The 16,133-nt window shown below is 28.8% G+C and carries 18 protein-coding genes; all 18 read left to right on the forward strand.

All coding sequences use genetic code 11. The annotated features are described in order from the left end of the window. Positions 1–229 precede the first annotated feature (229 nt). The 18 genes from ACSVDH_RS12250 to ACSVDH_RS12335 all read left to right on the forward strand — a co-directional run bounded on the left by ACSVDH_RS12250 (position 230) and on the right by ACSVDH_RS12335 (position 16,027). Entirely contained in the window at positions 230–2,005 is a 1,776-nt protein-coding gene (locus tag ACSVDH_RS12250) for an ATP-dependent helicase (RefSeq protein WP_439249608.1), read from the forward strand. A 360-nt stretch (positions 2,006–2,365) separates the two neighbouring features. Then, positions 2,366–4,060, forward strand: coding sequence for a hypothetical protein (locus ACSVDH_RS12255; protein WP_439249609.1), 1,695 nt, complete (start codon positions 2,366–2,368; stop codon positions 4,058–4,060). A gap of 1,033 nt (positions 4,061–5,093) precedes the next feature. Beyond that, complete coding sequence (locus ACSVDH_RS12260; RefSeq protein WP_439249610.1) at positions 5,094–6,977, forward strand: hypothetical protein; 1,884 nt, start codon at positions 5,094–5,096, stop codon at positions 6,975–6,977. A 285-nt stretch (positions 6,978–7,262) separates the two neighbouring features. Continuing rightward, entirely contained in the window at positions 7,263–7,421 is a 159-nt protein-coding gene (locus ACSVDH_RS12265) for a hypothetical protein (RefSeq protein ID WP_439249611.1), read from the forward strand. Positions 7,422–7,557: 136 nt separating this feature from the next. Beyond that, positions 7,558–7,776, forward strand: a complete 219-nt coding sequence (locus ACSVDH_RS12270; RefSeq protein ID WP_439249612.1) for a hypothetical protein — start codon at positions 7,558–7,560, stop codon at positions 7,774–7,776. A gap of 14 nt (positions 7,777–7,790) precedes the next feature. Then, positions 7,791–8,159, forward strand: a complete 369-nt coding sequence (locus ACSVDH_RS12275; RefSeq protein ID WP_439249613.1) for a hypothetical protein — start codon at positions 7,791–7,793, stop codon at positions 8,157–8,159. 343 nt (positions 8,160–8,502) lie between these two features. Beyond that, a complete protein-coding gene (locus ACSVDH_RS12280; protein WP_439249614.1) occupies positions 8,503–8,991 on the forward strand; it encodes a hypothetical protein in 489 nt (162 codons plus the stop codon). A gap of 6 nt (positions 8,992–8,997) precedes the next feature. Further along, complete coding sequence (locus ACSVDH_RS12285) at positions 8,998–9,213, forward strand: helix-turn-helix domain-containing protein (protein WP_439249615.1); 216 nt, start codon at positions 8,998–9,000, stop codon at positions 9,211–9,213. Positions 9,214–9,389: 176 nt separating this feature from the next. Further along, on the forward strand, positions 9,390–9,581 hold the full coding sequence (locus ACSVDH_RS12290; protein WP_439249616.1) for a hypothetical protein: 192 nt from the start codon (positions 9,390–9,392) through the stop codon (positions 9,579–9,581). Positions 9,582–9,858: 277 nt separating this feature from the next. Continuing rightward, positions 9,859–10,032: a hypothetical protein gene (locus tag ACSVDH_RS12295; protein ID WP_439249617.1), complete on the forward strand. Its 174-nt coding sequence runs from the start codon at positions 9,859–9,861 to the stop codon at positions 10,030–10,032. Between the two features lie 169 nt (positions 10,033–10,201). Then, on the forward strand, positions 10,202–10,570 hold the full coding sequence (locus tag ACSVDH_RS12300) for a hypothetical protein (RefSeq protein WP_439249618.1): 369 nt from the start codon (positions 10,202–10,204) through the stop codon (positions 10,568–10,570). A 171-nt stretch (positions 10,571–10,741) separates the two neighbouring features. Continuing rightward, entirely contained in the window at positions 10,742–10,960 is a 219-nt protein-coding gene (locus ACSVDH_RS12305) for a hypothetical protein (protein ID WP_439249619.1), read from the forward strand. A 233-nt stretch (positions 10,961–11,193) separates the two neighbouring features. Next, on the forward strand, positions 11,194–13,761 hold the full coding sequence (locus ACSVDH_RS12310) for a hypothetical protein (RefSeq protein ID WP_439249620.1): 2,568 nt from the start codon (positions 11,194–11,196) through the stop codon (positions 13,759–13,761). A gap of 155 nt (positions 13,762–13,916) precedes the next feature. Beyond that, on the forward strand, positions 13,917–14,066 hold the full coding sequence (locus tag ACSVDH_RS12315) for a hypothetical protein (protein ID WP_439249621.1): 150 nt from the start codon (positions 13,917–13,919) through the stop codon (positions 14,064–14,066). A gap of 214 nt (positions 14,067–14,280) precedes the next feature. Continuing rightward, complete coding sequence (locus ACSVDH_RS12320; protein ID WP_439249622.1) at positions 14,281–15,210, forward strand: HNH endonuclease; 930 nt, start codon at positions 14,281–14,283, stop codon at positions 15,208–15,210. Then, positions 15,207–15,350 carry a hypothetical protein gene (locus ACSVDH_RS12325; RefSeq protein WP_439249623.1) on the forward strand — a complete coding sequence of 48 codons (144 nt, stop codon included), beginning with the start codon at positions 15,207–15,209 and terminating at the stop codon, positions 15,348–15,350. Before ACSVDH_RS12320 ends, ACSVDH_RS12325 begins: the two co-directional genes overlap by 4 nt. Positions 15,351–15,378: 28 nt before the next feature. Further along, positions 15,379–15,711 carry a hypothetical protein gene (locus ACSVDH_RS12330; RefSeq protein ID WP_439249624.1) on the forward strand — a complete coding sequence of 111 codons (333 nt, stop codon included), beginning with the start codon at positions 15,379–15,381 and terminating at the stop codon, positions 15,709–15,711. Beyond that, on the forward strand, positions 15,701–16,027 hold the full coding sequence (locus tag ACSVDH_RS12335; RefSeq protein WP_439249625.1) for a BC1872 family protein: 327 nt from the start codon (positions 15,701–15,703) through the stop codon (positions 16,025–16,027). The genes ACSVDH_RS12330 and ACSVDH_RS12335 overlap by 11 nt, the downstream gene beginning before the upstream one ends. Positions 16,028–16,133: the final 106 nt, after the last annotated feature.

Consider the following 16,133-nt stretch of genomic DNA (forward strand, 5'->3'; position numbering starts at 1 on the left):
AAATTTATTTTTGCGATTTGTAGATACTGTATCTTTATATGTATCTTATATATTATATCTTAGAAGATTACTATATACTGTACTCTTTATGCAGCATAAAGGAAACTCAAAGAGTGCATAAAGGAAACTCGTATCCTGCATGGTTAGGTGAGATAATTGCATAAAGGAAACTTAGAGGAAAATAGGGTATTTTTAAAAATAAATTATATGGATTAGAGGAGAGGATTTAATGACAAATTTTAATGATCAGCAATTAGAAGCAATAAAATTTTATAGGGGAGCATGTGGTGTTGTAGCCGGTGCAGGAAGTGGTAAATCCACTGTATTGATAAACAGAATTAAAAGTCTAGTTGAGACGCATAATGAACCGCAGAAATCCATATTAGCCATTAGTTTCACACGTAAAACAGCAGATGAGTTACAAAAGAAATTAAGTAAGATGGGACTTAGTGATGTAAATGTAGGAACATTTCATTCAGTCTGTGGGAGGATTCTTGTTCAAGAAGGATATAACTTAAAGTTAATTCAAACTTGGCAAGCAGATAATTACCTAAAAGCAATTGATAAGAATGTAAATGTAGATGATGTTAAAAGTTATATAAGTTATCAGAAGAACTGCAAACGATCATATGACGATGCTTTTGTGTATAAAGAGTCTACGTATGATGAAAATACGCTTAGACAGTTTTACAAGGAATATGAGACGAGAAAGAAGAAAGTAGAGCTATATGACTTTGATGATTATTTAACGCTTTGTTTGGAGGTTTTAGAGCAGAATAAAGGGAAATATACATATGAGTTTATATTGGTTGATGAACATCAAGATAGTAATAAAGTACAGAATATGATTCTCCAGAAGTTATGCCAAAGTGGAAATATCTTTTGTTTATTTGATCCGAGACAGGCAATTTATTCTTGGAGAGCTGGGGATATAGAGTATTGTATTAACTTTAATAAGTATTGGGATAATCCAACGATAATTAACTTGTATAAGAATTACCGGTCTACATTCAATATTGTTGATAATGCAAATAAATTTATCAAACCTTATTTTTCTAATTATGAGCATTATGTAGATTCTGAAGCAAATAATAAAAACAATGGTGAGATTGAGATAAAGAAATATTTAGATAGGGAAGTTGAAGGTGTAGAGATAGTAGATAAGATCCAAGAGTTAATAAACAATGGTGAAAAATTAAGTGAGATTGCTGTATTATACCGTATGAATTTACATAGCAGTTTTGTTGAGAATGAATTAAAGAGAAGAAATATTGATTATGAAATTACAAATGATGGTGGGTTCTTTAAGTTAAAGGAAGTTGAAGCAATATTATCTTACCTTAGATTGCTGCTAAATCCACATGACGATCAAGCGTTTGAAACAATTTTTAGAGCTAGAAATTATCCGTTAAAGTTTATGAAGAATGATGTGATGGATAAAGCAAGACAGTACTCTGGATTACATGATGTATCAATGTATGAAGCGTTTGTTAGTATGAATGTGTATGATGCTAAACAGAGTAAGAGTATTAAAGAGTTTGAGAGTTATATAAATAAACTGAGGTTGCAAGTTGATAAGAATGCTAGTGTTGTAACATTAATTGGCAATATAGTGAAGAGTTTTAATGTGGATACTGGCATTAAGCAGAATTATTCTAATATTGATGAGATTAATGACAGGTTAAATAGTATTGAGGTGCTAAAGACTTTTGTAAAAGGGAATGATTTAGAACAGTTTATAAATTATGTATACAGTAATAATACGAAAAAGAAATCTAAGAAGAATAGTGTAAAGTTGATGTCAGTACATAGCAGTAAGGGATTAGAATGGAACAATGTGTTTGTTATTGGTATTGAGGATGGAAAGTTTCCTCATGATAAGAGTGATATTGCTGAGGAAGCAAGATTATTTTATGTAGCTGTGACTAGATCAAAGGAAAATTTATATTTGAGCCAGATAGGTAATGAGAGTAAATTTGTAAATGATTACTTTGGTGGTATATAAGTAAATTATATATGTTGTTGGAGGTGGTCTGTATAGGGCTGCCTTTTTTTAGTTGGTGTAAATATATCCCCCCTGGCAGGTGAATAGGTGAATAGGTGATGAGTGGATGATATAACCAGATAATCGTAAGGGTGAAAATTGATTATCGTAAAATTAGGGATGGATAGCTGGATAATGTAGATGTGGTAAGGGTTTGAGTGGGATATGAGAGGGGAATGAAAAATAATAAATAAATATAATATAAACTATTTACACGATATTGGATATGTGTTAAGATTAAGTTAGGTCTGCTTTACGTCAAAGAATTATATAAAAGTAAATTTATCATATATAAATAAACAAAAAGAGGAGAGTGGTTTTGTGATCCAGAAGGAAGTATTAATTGGTGATGTAGTTGTTCCTATTATTGAAGAAGGAGGTGATAAGTATTATCCAATAAGTTATGTGACGCAGAAATTGCTATTGAGGCAAAAGGGCGGATTAGTTACTAAAAGTGTAAAAGATAAATATAGAGATAGCATTAAAGAATTTGAGGTGGATTTTAAATCAGGAAGTAAACAACTATGTAATTGTATTGAGGAAGAGGTTTTAAAAGAATTATTAAGTAAGACTCAGACCAGAAGATTGAGCTTAGAAAAAAGAATTCAACAAAATAAATTACATATTCATCTAGGAATCGAGTCATTGAAATTAAAAGAAAGTACTATTGATGAAATGACTGCTCATTTTTTGAATGAACACGATGAATATACAAAAGAAATAATACAGCATGAAATTGAGACAAGTAAAGATTTGAAATTTCAATTGTGTAGCAAATGTAACAAGTATCATCCTTTAACAAATACATTTTATAATCCTGATTCAAGAAAGAATAACGGATATAATGAATCATGTAATATTTGTATTGGCAGAACTAATATTTTTAGACATTTTGATAAGGATAAATTCAATGCAATGCAGAAAAGTAAAGATTATTATGAAGCAATTAATGAAAGAGACTTATTTAAAGTATATGAGCATTACTTAAAAGGACATATTGAAGAATTACCAGGTTGTTTTCAGAACAAGTCTGATTATTTTAGAATTATTTGCTACTTATATGAAAATGGAAAAGTAAATAAGAATAATTTAACTGGAGACCTGTTAACTAAAGAATTCAAACTATATGGCCTATATAGATTTTATAAATTGATAGATATATATTCTTTTTTATTTTCTGATTGTCATTTTTTTCCTTGGAATTATCCTTTGTTCCCTTATACTGAGGTTAATTATTCTGTAGAAGATGCGGTGATAATATTTAAAAATTATATTGAAGAGAATAAAGTAGTTATTGATGATCCGATTAAATTTGACTATGCTTCTTTATTCAAGGAAATGAAAATATTAAGTAAGGTCAAGTATAAGTTATTAGAAATTATAGTCAATATAAATAATAAAAAATATGCAGGATACTTATTCGATTATGATTTATCAACTTATTATAAATATTCACAAAATATATTATTTGATCTTAAATATGTAATAGAAGTAGACTTAAAGATACCTATTAGTAAAATTCCAGAGCGTTCAACTAAAAACAAAATTGCGAAAAAAGCGAACAGACTGTTCAATATTATTACAGTACATGGTTATAAATCATTTTATAGATGGATAAATAAAATATACCCAAATATGTTAAATATAAATGATTTTAAAGAAGGGTATGAGATAGAGTTTGATTCAGAGAAAGAAGCTGTAATTCACAATATTCTTATTGGGGAATTTGACAATGTTAAGTATAACGAAAGAAATGCAAACGATACTATAAAAATAGGAAGATATGTTCCAGATTGGTTCGTGTATACTGATAAAGGCACTTGGGTAGTTGAATATTTTGGACTATATGATGAGAGAAGGACTAATTCGGACAGAGTTATTAAATATATAAATAAAACGAAGAAGAAAATTGATGAGTATAAAAATCATGATGAATATAAATTTATTTATCTGTATCCAAGTGATATCGAAGAAGACTTTTTAGGGTGTCGTGAAAAGTTAAAGGTTATTGAATAAAACGTATATGCATCAAGGGTTGGAGACGGTTTTATATCGTCTCTTTTTGTATTTAGGGTGAGGTGTATCGATCAAAGTCAATAATCATAAGGGTTTACAGTTATTTTAGAGGTGAATTTATAAAAATAGGTGAAATTGAGACGATTAAAATGTAGTATTTATAAGGGTTATTCGATTGAAATTTCGATACATATTCCTATCGAGTGTCGAGTGGCATAGGTACGTGAATACAAGTGCTCGACCTTATAACTGAGAATAGCTATCAATTAGATATGTAAAATACCCCCGGACTACCCTTTGAATTGGATATAGAAGATTCATTATAGGGTTAATTCATAATCTTATCCAATATTGCAGCATTTCCAATTCATTCACTAATTTATTTAAAATTTTTCCTATTTTACCCTATTTATTAAAAGTCAGTAAACTGAAATCGAGGGGTAACATGAAGCGTTGACTCTATCTGATTTACTATTAACATTTCGTTTATTGTTAATTATTATCTCTTCGCATTTTACTATTTACATAGTGTTAATTGTTAATCAATCACCCTTATTATCCACAGGTTATTCACATTTAATCCACAGTAGTATAAAGTTATCCACAAAGATACTAACATACTGTTAATAAGTATTTAATTTATCTTTAACATTTATAATCTTTGATCATGTTCACCTGGAATTAACATAAATAAATTTAACTTATTTCAAATAAACTATATACAATTATTCCTTATCATGTTATACTAGAAGTAACTCTATTCTTGGAGTTAATCACACATAGAAAGTAGGTGAACACATGGAAATTAAAACGGATCAAATAAATTTCTTTTACTGTTATTCTAAACAGCTATCAGACTATCTCACAACTCAAAACATTAAAAAGGTAACTATAGCACGTGAACCGAATAGTAATAGATTATTTTCGTTATACATACAGACTAAGGAATTATCAGAAGCAATAAACAAATATAAATCATTGTAAACATAAACTAATTATATAAACGATTAACGTAAACAGGAGGAAGCTAATATTGAATAATGATAAACGTATTAATGAATTGTATTCGACTATCACTGACTTATCACATGCTACCAATATAAATAAAGATGCTTTCAAAGATATATCTAATGTATTATTATCCTTTCATGATTCACATAATATAGAAGGTATTAAGCAAGTATGTAATGCTTCAATGGGTCATGGTAAATCAACAGTATTAGAATCTTATCTAATATGGATCACTAAGCAACGATATAAACAACCAGTATTAATTGCAATAAGAGAGAAACAACTAGCACATAGAATATATAAAAAGGTTTCCAATGTCTCACACTCTTCTATAATCAATCTAGATGCAGACAATAAAAACTTATATGAATCTGATTTACATAAGTATCAAATAGTAATCATACAGCATCAACGTTTAAAAAACTTTGGTTTAGGCTTTGGTAATCCTTACAACTATTCGTATTATAATAATAAATCAAAGGAAAGAATTAAGCGGTTATTAATTATAGATGAGAAACCAGACTTTATCGACTCTGCAATATTTGATATTACTAAGGATAATAATGTATTAGAATGGTTTGATAATTTAGCAGAACCTTTGAATATACTACCTAGAACATTGCAAAAACATAAATCATATATTACTTTCCTTTTATCCGAAGAATTAGCAGATAATAATGAGGATATCACACAAAGTTTATTTAGAAATGAAAGTAATAATATACGTTCTAAAGGTTTGCTATCTGTATTAAATGAAATGAAGGAACATGAAAATAATAAGAATAAATACGAATCATTGAATAAATTAAAACACTTTAAGAAACTGTTAAAAGTTGATGGGTATGGAAGGATAGACGATTATGTATTTAATAGTGTAGGACGTAAAATAATTGTATCAAAGTATATAGATTATTCATCATTGGGAATGAACATTCTAGTATTTGATGGTACAGCAGCGGCAAATGTTTCACAATATGTAAAAGGAAATTATAAAGGTATTCCAGTTATAAATAGAAATGATTACACACGTTTAAATTTACATACAGATAAAATAAATACATCAAAATACAGTAGAAATAAACCAGGAAACCCAACACAAAAGGCAATATCAAAACGTATCAATGAATTACAAAATATACATAATGATTTATTTATCTTACCGATGAAAGAAGAAATAAAGATATATTTAAATGAAAAGGCCATTAAAGAAAATGATAAACAATTATACTTTGACAATGAAGAGGATCAAACAAAAGGTATTAACTTATTAAATACAATTGGAAAGAATCAGCTTAATGATGTTAATTCTTTATATCTTACTTGTTTACCAAAAAGAAATGCAGATTATTATAAACAAATTGCTATTGCTTTATATGATGTTAATGTTTCATTAATGACCAGTGAAGACACAGACAATTCAAAATGGTTTCAAGATACTAAATTAGAAAGTGTTTATAAAGGTGATTTATACGCAGAATTATTGCAGATAATACACCGAACAGCATTAAGAAACATTGATAAGAAAGATACAATTGATATTTATATTGCATTTGACGATGAGCCAACAAACTTAAACAATAGTTTTGAACATGAGCCAATCTTAGAGAATATAAAAAGGATACATTTAAAAAGTGAATGTAATTTATCTTATCCTAATCAATTGTATGATATGACTATGTATAATAGGGATAAGACACTTGATAAATTTATTCAGATAATAAAAGATAAAAATATTAACGGTTTAACATCTGTAGGAAAAATTAGTCAATCATTTAGACAGTATTTAAAGAAACACTATGATAATAAACAAGCTGAAATAGATCATTGTTTAAGTGAAGCAGGTTATAAAATTGTTTTAGTTAAAGATAGATATGCAGATAATTCTAAGTATATAAATAAATTATAATTAACTGGTACTGGTTTATATATTCTTTGAGAGAATCGGAACCAGTAAAATAAATTAATCATACATACTATCCATAATTAGCAGCCTTTCACCCTAACCAGTGGAAGGCCTTTTATATTGTGCAAACATAGGCACTAACAAGAAAAGCGCTTGTAAGTGCTCAAAGTGAAAAGAAAACCGTTTTTCACTTTGGATTATATTATTTTCCTCACATGTACACGCATAAACTTATCATACTCACATATACTATACAAACAACCTAACAACCTAAAGGAGTGTTCCAACATGTCAAACAATCACGAACAACTAACCTCTAAACGCAACCTCTTAGAATTCATCCTTTCAGATACTTCACACTTAGATAAAAATGATCCATACTATTCCATTTACATTGATGAAACTATGAATGAACTATTTCAGATTGAAAAGGAAATAAACAAGTAAGGGAAGTTATCATACTTTCTTTATAAATAAATTAATCTTTTTTAATTTGAACTATAGACAATTAGTAAATTATTCTGTATAATACTAAGTATAGAAGGTAATCAAAAATACATATTCACAAAGGGGATAAAAGAAGATGAAAACTCAAACTAAAGTATTTCCAGAATTTAATGTGGTAATTAACGAATCTTTAAAGAGTATTGAATTACATTTCAAAAAGGAAATTTCTCAAAAAGTCGCTACATATTTAGAAGGCCAAGGGTTTAAATTGTTAGCTAGTAAAAACTTATGGTTTAGTAGATATACACCAGTGGATCATATTTTTATTGAAGACTTAAGAAAACAAATTGCATAAAGGAGCTAACCAAAATGAAAACATTAAAATTAATCATCTTATCAACTCTTATAATCCTAACAATTGCAGGATGTTCAAACGCTCAAGCAATCCAGCAAACTAAACAAGATAATCCTATTCAGCAATATAAAGTATTATATAATCCACTAATTGAAAACTATATAAACAACGTAGGAAACAATCAAGAATATCTATATCAAATTACTTCAATTACTGACAATGGAGAGATACACGGAAAAGCATTAAATAAAGTATCATCTGACAATGCAGGAATTTTCTTATATCAATCTGAACTATCTTTCAATGTTCAAACTGGTGATAAAATTAGTGTAGTTTGGGGACAGTATGAGGATGAATTTAAAAGCATTGAAAAGGTAAACTAATTATAATAAAAGGAGGCCTTCACAAATGTTTACTTTCTCACTATCGTACATATTACTATTTATTTTCGGATCTGCTTTCATTAGCTGGAAATGCATCTTTAAAACAAATTAATCTTATTCAATATAAAGGAGTGTTTCAAATTATGATCATTCTAATTGGTGTAATTGTATATATTATTCTAGTCGCTTTAATTGTTGGCTTTATCCATGTTGGCAAGGAAAATAATAAGTTTTAAACGTAAAATAAATTTATAAAATATTATTTTTTTCTTGATATTATACGAAAAATCGTATATAATAAAAGTATCTTATAAAACAAATAAACTTTTCGGAGGTAATAAAAATGATTAAATTTTTTATTGCAGAGGATTTATACAATTATTTAGAAGATAATCAAGTTAATGTTTTAGGTCAAAAGTTAGAAAATGATAGTGATTTACTTTTCCATGAAAGATTATTTTTCTACTTTGAGAATAAGGAAAATGAATTATTAGTTAAATATCCAGAATTAAAAGACGTTATTGAAGATGAAAATATTTTTGATTTTCAAACATATATAGAATGGCAATATGAAACTGGAGAAGACAAACAGATTGGAAATATCATTTTAGATGAAGAAGCTTTAAAAGATTTAGCAATGGCTTATTTAGACGATGAGGAATTTTTAAATAATTTCATGAATAATCCTTCTGAAACTTTCAAAAAAATGGATCATGATATTACAGAGGTATTATTCACAAGTGAACTAATGGAACAAATTGAACAAGCGAAAGAACAAAGAATAAATGTTCATTGGGGAATGATTGATTTAAACTTTAGAAATAAAAGGTGATTCACTTTGCTAAAACTCCAGGTAAACATAAAACAACTTATGAAAGAAAAGAATATTACTCAATTAAAATTATCTGAGCTCACTGGAATACGTCAGGCAGCTATAAGTGAGTTAATCAATATGAAACGTCAATCAATCAATATAAACCATTTAGAAGCGATTATAAACGTCTTAAGAGTAAAGGACATATCAAAGTATATGGAGATTATAGAGGAGGAATAAAAGGCCTTTATAATCTTTGCATGAATGAGGAGTTTTATTTTAATTTTTGAAGATAAATTTAATAATTTTAGGTTAAAATACAAAATAATACTTGATAAAAGTAAATTAATCGTGTATAATAATAAATATAGAAAAGGTTAATAAAAAATAAATATACATAAAGGGGAAATGTAAAAATGACAAACTTTAATGAAAACGTAAAATATGCTTATGAAAGAATTTTAAATGGTGATACTGTTTATTTAAACTCAAATGAAATTGATCAAGTTAATGATTATGCTTCATCATTAGATAATGAATATTTCCTTAATAATTGCACATGTGAAGACCATGACGGAGAAAATGTTTATAAATGCTATCTACAATAAATTTAAATAAAATATTGTTTTTAATTATAAATATTATAAAAATTGCGAAGTAGGTGAAAATGTGGAGAAATTTAAAAAAGGTCAATTAGTACAGAGTGGTCACTACACTTGTAATTTTATTGTTATTGGTTATAAATATGATAATTACTTTCTAGCAATCAGAGAAGGCGAAAAAGATAAATTCACTAATCGTGAATTGCTTTATGACAAACATTGTTGGTTAATTGATTCGTGAAAATTCAGTGACATAAATACAAATTATTAGGAGTGATCCACTATGCATCAATTCACATTAAAAACGGCTTACCTTGCTATGATGTATGTAGCAAGAAATGAAGGTATAGAACTAGATGAAAAGTATTACGAATTAGAGGACGATTTGAACGGAATTTTTGAAGTTACTGACATGATTGACAACATAGAGAACATATATAAGTTAATTGAAAAATAGATTTATCTTTAAACAGTCTGTAAAGGCTGTTTTTCTTTTGTATTAACACACTTTAATATATTTAATTATGATTATTTTACTTGTAAAAGCTTAATTAATTTGCTATAATATAATTAAGAAATGAGGAAATAATATAAAACTAAATTAATCTTACATAGGAGTGGTAAAAATGGCACAAACTAAAATTAAAAAAGAATGTGGTAAATGTGGAGGATCTGGATTTTTAAGTCATTACAGAGCAATTTCAGCAGGAACATGTTTTCCTTGTAATGGCAAAGGGTACATTCTTACAACTCAATCAGCTATCAATCAAAAAGAAAAACGTAAACAACAAAAAGAAGAAAAAGCAGCCTTAATGAGACAATGGAGCGAAAAGAAAATGAATACTTTCTTGAATGAATTCGCAGAGGATCAAGATTTTTTAAATAAAATGAAAGGAATGAATCCAGAGGGGAATGGGTATCAACTAGCATTTAATTTAATGCAGGTATTTGAAGCTCAAGGGAAATTTGAATATACAGAACCTAAACCATTCTAAAATTAAAAAGAATGGTTTTTCTTTTGTCCTCACTAAATAAAATTCACTTTTTACACTGAATTAAATTATAAGATTTTGTATATTTATAATTATTTTAGTTGTAATATACATTTCAATGTGTTAAAATTTAATAAGAAAGTAATACATAGTCAGCTAATAGGAGGAATTTAAATGGCAAATGGGGCAAGAAGTAGCCAATCAAGCGCATATAAAAACGCACTTATTGTTCAAGGTATTAAGAATCCAAAAAAATGGCTACTTGAAAATACAGAAGGAGCAACAAAAAGACAAGGAAATAATATAAAACCTATTGAAGTAATAGTTAATGGAAAGCCTCAATACTATATGAGTTATGCAGAAGCTTGTTATAGAATATTAAATGATAAATAAACACCTTCAAATAGAGGTGTTTTTCTTTTTTGTGGCCTTCTAAAACCCTTATAAATCAAGTTAAAACTCTTATTTTCGGATAAAATCAGGGTTTTAAGCGAATAGATCCGGCCAAAAATAAATTGAAAATATTTATTAAAATATATTTAATTTACTTGTAAAATCCTTTTGAGTGTTATATAATAAGTACATAAGATAAGTTAATAAAACAACTTAAAGGGAGCGGATTTAAAATGTCAAATTACTACAATAATCAAGAAAGCATTGCTAATATTTATGTGGGATTAGTTGAAAGAGGCTGGAAATGTTACGGATACAAAGCAGATCAAAGCGACATGATGACAGATTATTGGAGTCCAGCAAGATGGGAAGGCATCGCAGAAAAGGACGGATATATTTTACTTGTTGATGCTTATAGTACTTCTTATAGTGGTTACAAAGTGACTAAACAAGGTTTTACAGTAGATCATGCTAAAATTGAAAAGTTAAAAGCTACAATCAATGATAGCGCAGCATCTCAAAATGAAAAAGAAACTTCACAAAAAATTATTGATAACATGATGAAAAAGCAAAAAGAATCAACTATTATCATCGAAGAGTACCCAACATTTAAAAATGCTAATCCAAAGGGTTGTAACTGGCATATTGAAAAAGACGGTAATATCATTGCAAAGGGTAAGGGAGCATTTCAATGTGACGGCTATTTACACGGATCAGAAGAAGCAGAAACAATGAAAAAAGTTAATGCTTTTATTGATAAAATTGAAAAACACATTGCAGACAATACACAATTAGTACCAGTTATTAAAAAGACAGTTAAAAAAGTTATCAAACCGGTAGAAGTAACAGACAGAAAAACTTTACAAATTGGAGATGTTTTATCATTCTCTTATCATGGTCATTATTGGGAAGTATACAGCATTAATGAGGAAAGAAATACTTTTTCTTATGAATTATTAGGATCTGAAAAAAGAGGATACCAAAAAACTAAAAATGGTAAACGTTATTATGATTACATGAAAAACTTTGATAAAAACTTAGTAAACGGCTCAATTAAACTTTACACATTACAAGAAGTCGAAGAAGTGACAGAAAAAGTAGTATACAAAAAAGCAAAAAGAGACAACACACAAAAAGAAAACCTTTTACAAGGTGAAACAGTGGAAGAAGTTGCAACAATCCAAGAAACAATTGAAGAAACAACAGAAGTTAAAACAGACTCAGCAAACAATGAAATTACATATACAACAGGCACAGGAAGCAAAGGAAACGGAATAGAGATAAATTTTACAAATAAGCCTAGCGAAGAGGTTAGAAATCAAATGAAGGCAATCGGCTTCAGATGGGGAGGAAAGAAACGTCCTTCTATATGGTGGGCAGTAATGGATGATGAAAAACTCTCACTTGCTAAACAATTAGCAGGTGAGACAATCCAAGAAGGTCAAGAAGAAAAACAGCCTTTAAATGATATTAATACCATTATGTCAGATTTAGCGCAAATTGAGGATATAACAGAGCCACAACTAGAAAGAATTGAAAAACTCCTTTCACATTGGAATCATAAAGAAATGGCAGTATTAAAAGAAATTTATATCCAAGATAACGGAAATGTATTGTTTAAAGCTATAGACAAAAGGAAAGGTTATGAAGGTGTAGCACGTTATAGCACTATCTTTAAAACCGGTGAGAGTGGTTATTCTCCAAGTGAAAAGGATCTACAATATTGGAATATCGAATTAGTTTACACTGTCAAAGAAACGCATAACAGCGACAATGTGAACGATTTAGACTATTTAGAACAACTTACACCAGAGCAACAAGAAATACTTGCCACACGCTTAGAAAAAGATCATGTTAAGCCTTTAAGACTCCTTAAAGATAAAAATAACACTATCTTACTTGAATGTATTAACTTGAATCATGATCAAGATAAACAACAACCTTTCTATTTTTCAATCAATACTAAGGGAAATGAAAAGGGAAAAGGATACGACTATAAGGAATATTTAAACGAATGGGAGGAGATTCACTCATTTAGTGAGTCTTCCCCAGATAAACATATAACAGAGGAGACACCAAAAAGAAGCGACTTTTCTTATCCTACAATTGATATAGATGATATCACAGATGAAAAATACAAAATACCACAGTCGATTATTGATAGGGAACATGACGCAAATTGGATTTTCAGAAGAGTGAAAAAGGACTATAACAAAGAGATACAAGAGTATTTCCAAGAATGCAATGACAAGGTAATACAGTCAATTGGAACTACTGACAATCAATACTATATTTATAAGTTAAAAGACTATTTACAACGATATAAAAAGAAATACCATTCGTTATATCTTAAATATTTGACTCAAAAAGGCTCTCAAGTATCATGGGCTGTAAGTGGTCGAGGCAATCTAAATGTATCTAGATATAACAAAAAGATGAATCAAATTGACAAAACTATGTTAGAACTCGCTGGACTTCCTGATGAATTTAAAAGTGTATTAAGCAAATATCAATCAAAGATCCGAAAAGAGAAAACAAACCTAATAAAAGAGGCAGCAGAAAACACAGAAATAACAATCTCATTTGCCACAGAAACTAAAGAATTTACTTACATGAATATGAAGGAAAAGAAACGTGTTTACGTTGCAGGTGAATATTGGATTTCTAAACTTTGGGGAATGTTTAGAGTTTTTAAGGGCAATAAAGAAATAGATACAACATTAAAGACTACTAGCACTTTAAACGATGCTAAAAAATATGTTGTCTACTTAATCAACCAAGATCAACAAAAGGCAAGTTGATTAACCATTAAAAGTAAAATTAACTTAATATAGGGTAGATTGACAATGGATTCATCTATCCTATATTTTATATAACAGAGTTCACATTGTATAACTGGCCATCTAGAGATTTTTGCATAACAGCAAGTAAAATCAAAAATGGGAGGTTTTAAGCAATGTTAGAGGAAATTGTATACTTTGGTAAGGTTAATCACTTAGGGGAACCGGCAGAGGCCTACAGGGAGGAATATACGGATAGATGTAGATACATTGTTAAAGTGAAGAATAAGACTATAGTTATAATGGAGTTTTCAAAGATAAGTTGAAATTTATACATAACAGTGGACTTGTAGATAAGTGGGACATTAGAAAACTTTATATAACAGCAAGGTCTAAATAAAGTGGGTATTTATGGAGCTCAGGTCTTGAATAGACCTAAGTAAGAAATTAAGTTAAATTTAACGAAAAGTATTTACATAAGTAAATTTAATATGTTATTATTAAATCGAGTAACAAAATAAATTGTAAGGGAGAGATTTAATGGTAAAAGAAATTAAAAATTGTAGTATAGAACATTGTGAAAGAGAAGCAAAAAGTAAAGGGTTTTGTGGTAGACATTATCAATCACTTTGGAAATATGGTGATCCTTTATATGTTGAAAAGAATGGAGGTTCAAAGGAAATAAAGAACAAACCTTTATCTTATGAAGGATCACATAAATTTATAGATGACGTTGAACACAAATTATGCAGAGAATGTAATGAGTGGCATCCTATGAATAAAGAATATTTCTACGTTAACAAAAGTAATACTGATGGCTATAATACGTATTGCAAGAGTTGTTGTATACTTAGAAGTTCCAAATGGAAAAATAACAATAGAGACAAAGTAAGAGTATCTGATCAGAAATATAATAAATCAAAAAGAGGGAGAGAAAGAGCGAACAAATGGGGTAAAAAAGTGAGAGATAGTGGAAGATATAGGGAATGGTTACGCAATAATAAAGATAAAGTTAAAAACAACAGGGAACGTTGGGAATCAAACAATAAACATGAAATAACAGAGAGAGAACGTAAATACTGCAAACAATATTTTAATTATGAATGTGCTTATTGTGGAATGACAGAAGAAAAATCAAAGAAAGTAAATAAACAAAGGCTGCATATGGATCATGTTGATTGTGACGGAGCGAACGATTTAAGCAATAACATTCCGGCATGTAGATCATGTAATTCTTCAAAACATCAAGATAGTTTAGAAGAATGGTATAGTCCAGAAAGGGTTAACTTCTTTTCAGAAGATAGACTAAATAAGATTTATAATTGGCTAAGTGGAGATTATGAACAATACATAGAAGATAAGGATAAGTCATCCTTACCAAAAAGAGAATTATCACCTAAACTCCAGGATCTTTTCAAAAGAAGTGATGAGATAATCAAGAAACTTAAAAAGGAGGTAAGCAAACAATGATAGCATTAATTAACCGTTATAAAACTGACGAGGAATATAGGAAAGAAACTCATATAATTTTAAAAGGCTTAGTTGGTGTTGCAATTATCATATTACCATTACTTTACTTAGGAACATTAATTGGCTATCTACATACATAAACTAAATATACATAAGGTGTGTGAATAAATGAGATATAAACCAAAGAAATATAAAAATAAATTAGCTATTGTATGCCTAACTTTACTTGTCACTTTATTTCTAACTATAACTGTTAATTTGCAGCCTGATAAGCAACCAGAAAGGCCACTGAGAGCAGATTCAGAGTATAGGGTATATGAGTATCAAATTGTTGAAATTGACGGAAATGAAGTATATGGAGAGTCTATGACTGATAGCAGCAAGATTTATTTTACTAATGATGAATTAGAAGGAATTAAGGTTAATGACATTGTAAAAGCATATTTTGAACCAGAAGACTTAATACAATTAGTAAAGGTGGAGAAGGTAAATGAAAAATAGAGAAGTAGATTACTTGATAGCTACAAAAGTTATGGGTTGGGAAGATAATGATACGCCTTTTTACGGTGTTAATGGCGAAAGAGTAGCAAGCAAAGAGTTTTTTAATCCCAGTGATAATATACAAGACGCTTGGAAAGTCGTAGAGAAGTTAAGAAAACAAATAATTATGATAGACATTACGACTTCGGAAAGTTGTTATTATTCTGCTATCAGACAACAAGGTAAAGGACTTATTGCAGGAAGAATAAAAGAAGAAACGGCAACTTTAGCTATCTGTAAAGCAGCCTTAAAGACAAAAGGAGTTGATATTGAATGAGTATTCAAAACAGAAAATTAACTGTAGGCACTCACAGAGTATTGTATGAAACTAAATTTCAAACTTTCATAGGTAAATTAATGTGTGTATTCAAAGGTCATAAGCC

It is taken from the genome of Metabacillus sp. Hm71 (genome assembly GCF_051842955.2).
In the GTDB taxonomy this organism is placed as follows: Bacteria; Bacillota; Bacilli; order Bacillales; family Bacillaceae; genus Metabacillus.

Coding starts and splice junctions, on each gene's coding strand:
- ACSVDH_RS12250 (WP_439249608.1), top strand. CDS start 230: ATGACAAATTTTAATGATCAGCAATTAGAAGCAATAAAATTTTATAGG.
- ACSVDH_RS12265 (WP_439249611.1), top strand. CDS start 7,263: ATGTCAAACAATCACGAACAACTAACCTCTAAACGCAACCTCTTAGAA.
- ACSVDH_RS12270 (WP_439249612.1), top strand. CDS start 7,558: ATGAAAACTCAAACTAAAGTATTTCCAGAATTTAATGTGGTAATTAAC.
- ACSVDH_RS12275 (WP_439249613.1), top strand. CDS start 7,791: ATGAAAACATTAAAATTAATCATCTTATCAACTCTTATAATCCTAACA.
- ACSVDH_RS12280 (WP_439249614.1), top strand. CDS start 8,503: ATGATTAAATTTTTTATTGCAGAGGATTTATACAATTATTTAGAAGAT.
- ACSVDH_RS12290 (WP_439249616.1), top strand. CDS start 9,390: ATGACAAACTTTAATGAAAACGTAAAATATGCTTATGAAAGAATTTTA.
- ACSVDH_RS12295 (WP_439249617.1), top strand. CDS start 9,859: ATGCATCAATTCACATTAAAAACGGCTTACCTTGCTATGATGTATGTA.
- ACSVDH_RS12300 (WP_439249618.1), top strand. CDS start 10,202: ATGGCACAAACTAAAATTAAAAAAGAATGTGGTAAATGTGGAGGATCT.
- ACSVDH_RS12305 (WP_439249619.1), top strand. CDS start 10,742: ATGGCAAATGGGGCAAGAAGTAGCCAATCAAGCGCATATAAAAACGCA.
- ACSVDH_RS12310 (WP_439249620.1), top strand. CDS start 11,194: ATGTCAAATTACTACAATAATCAAGAAAGCATTGCTAATATTTATGTG.
- ACSVDH_RS12315 (WP_439249621.1), top strand. CDS start 13,917: ATGTTAGAGGAAATTGTATACTTTGGTAAGGTTAATCACTTAGGGGAA.
- ACSVDH_RS12320 (WP_439249622.1), top strand. CDS start 14,281: ATGGTAAAAGAAATTAAAAATTGTAGTATAGAACATTGTGAAAGAGAA.
- ACSVDH_RS12325 (WP_439249623.1), top strand. CDS start 15,207: ATGATAGCATTAATTAACCGTTATAAAACTGACGAGGAATATAGGAAA.
- ACSVDH_RS12330 (WP_439249624.1), top strand. CDS start 15,379: ATGAGATATAAACCAAAGAAATATAAAAATAAATTAGCTATTGTATGC.
- ACSVDH_RS12335 (WP_439249625.1), top strand. CDS start 15,701: ATGAAAAATAGAGAAGTAGATTACTTGATAGCTACAAAAGTTATGGGT.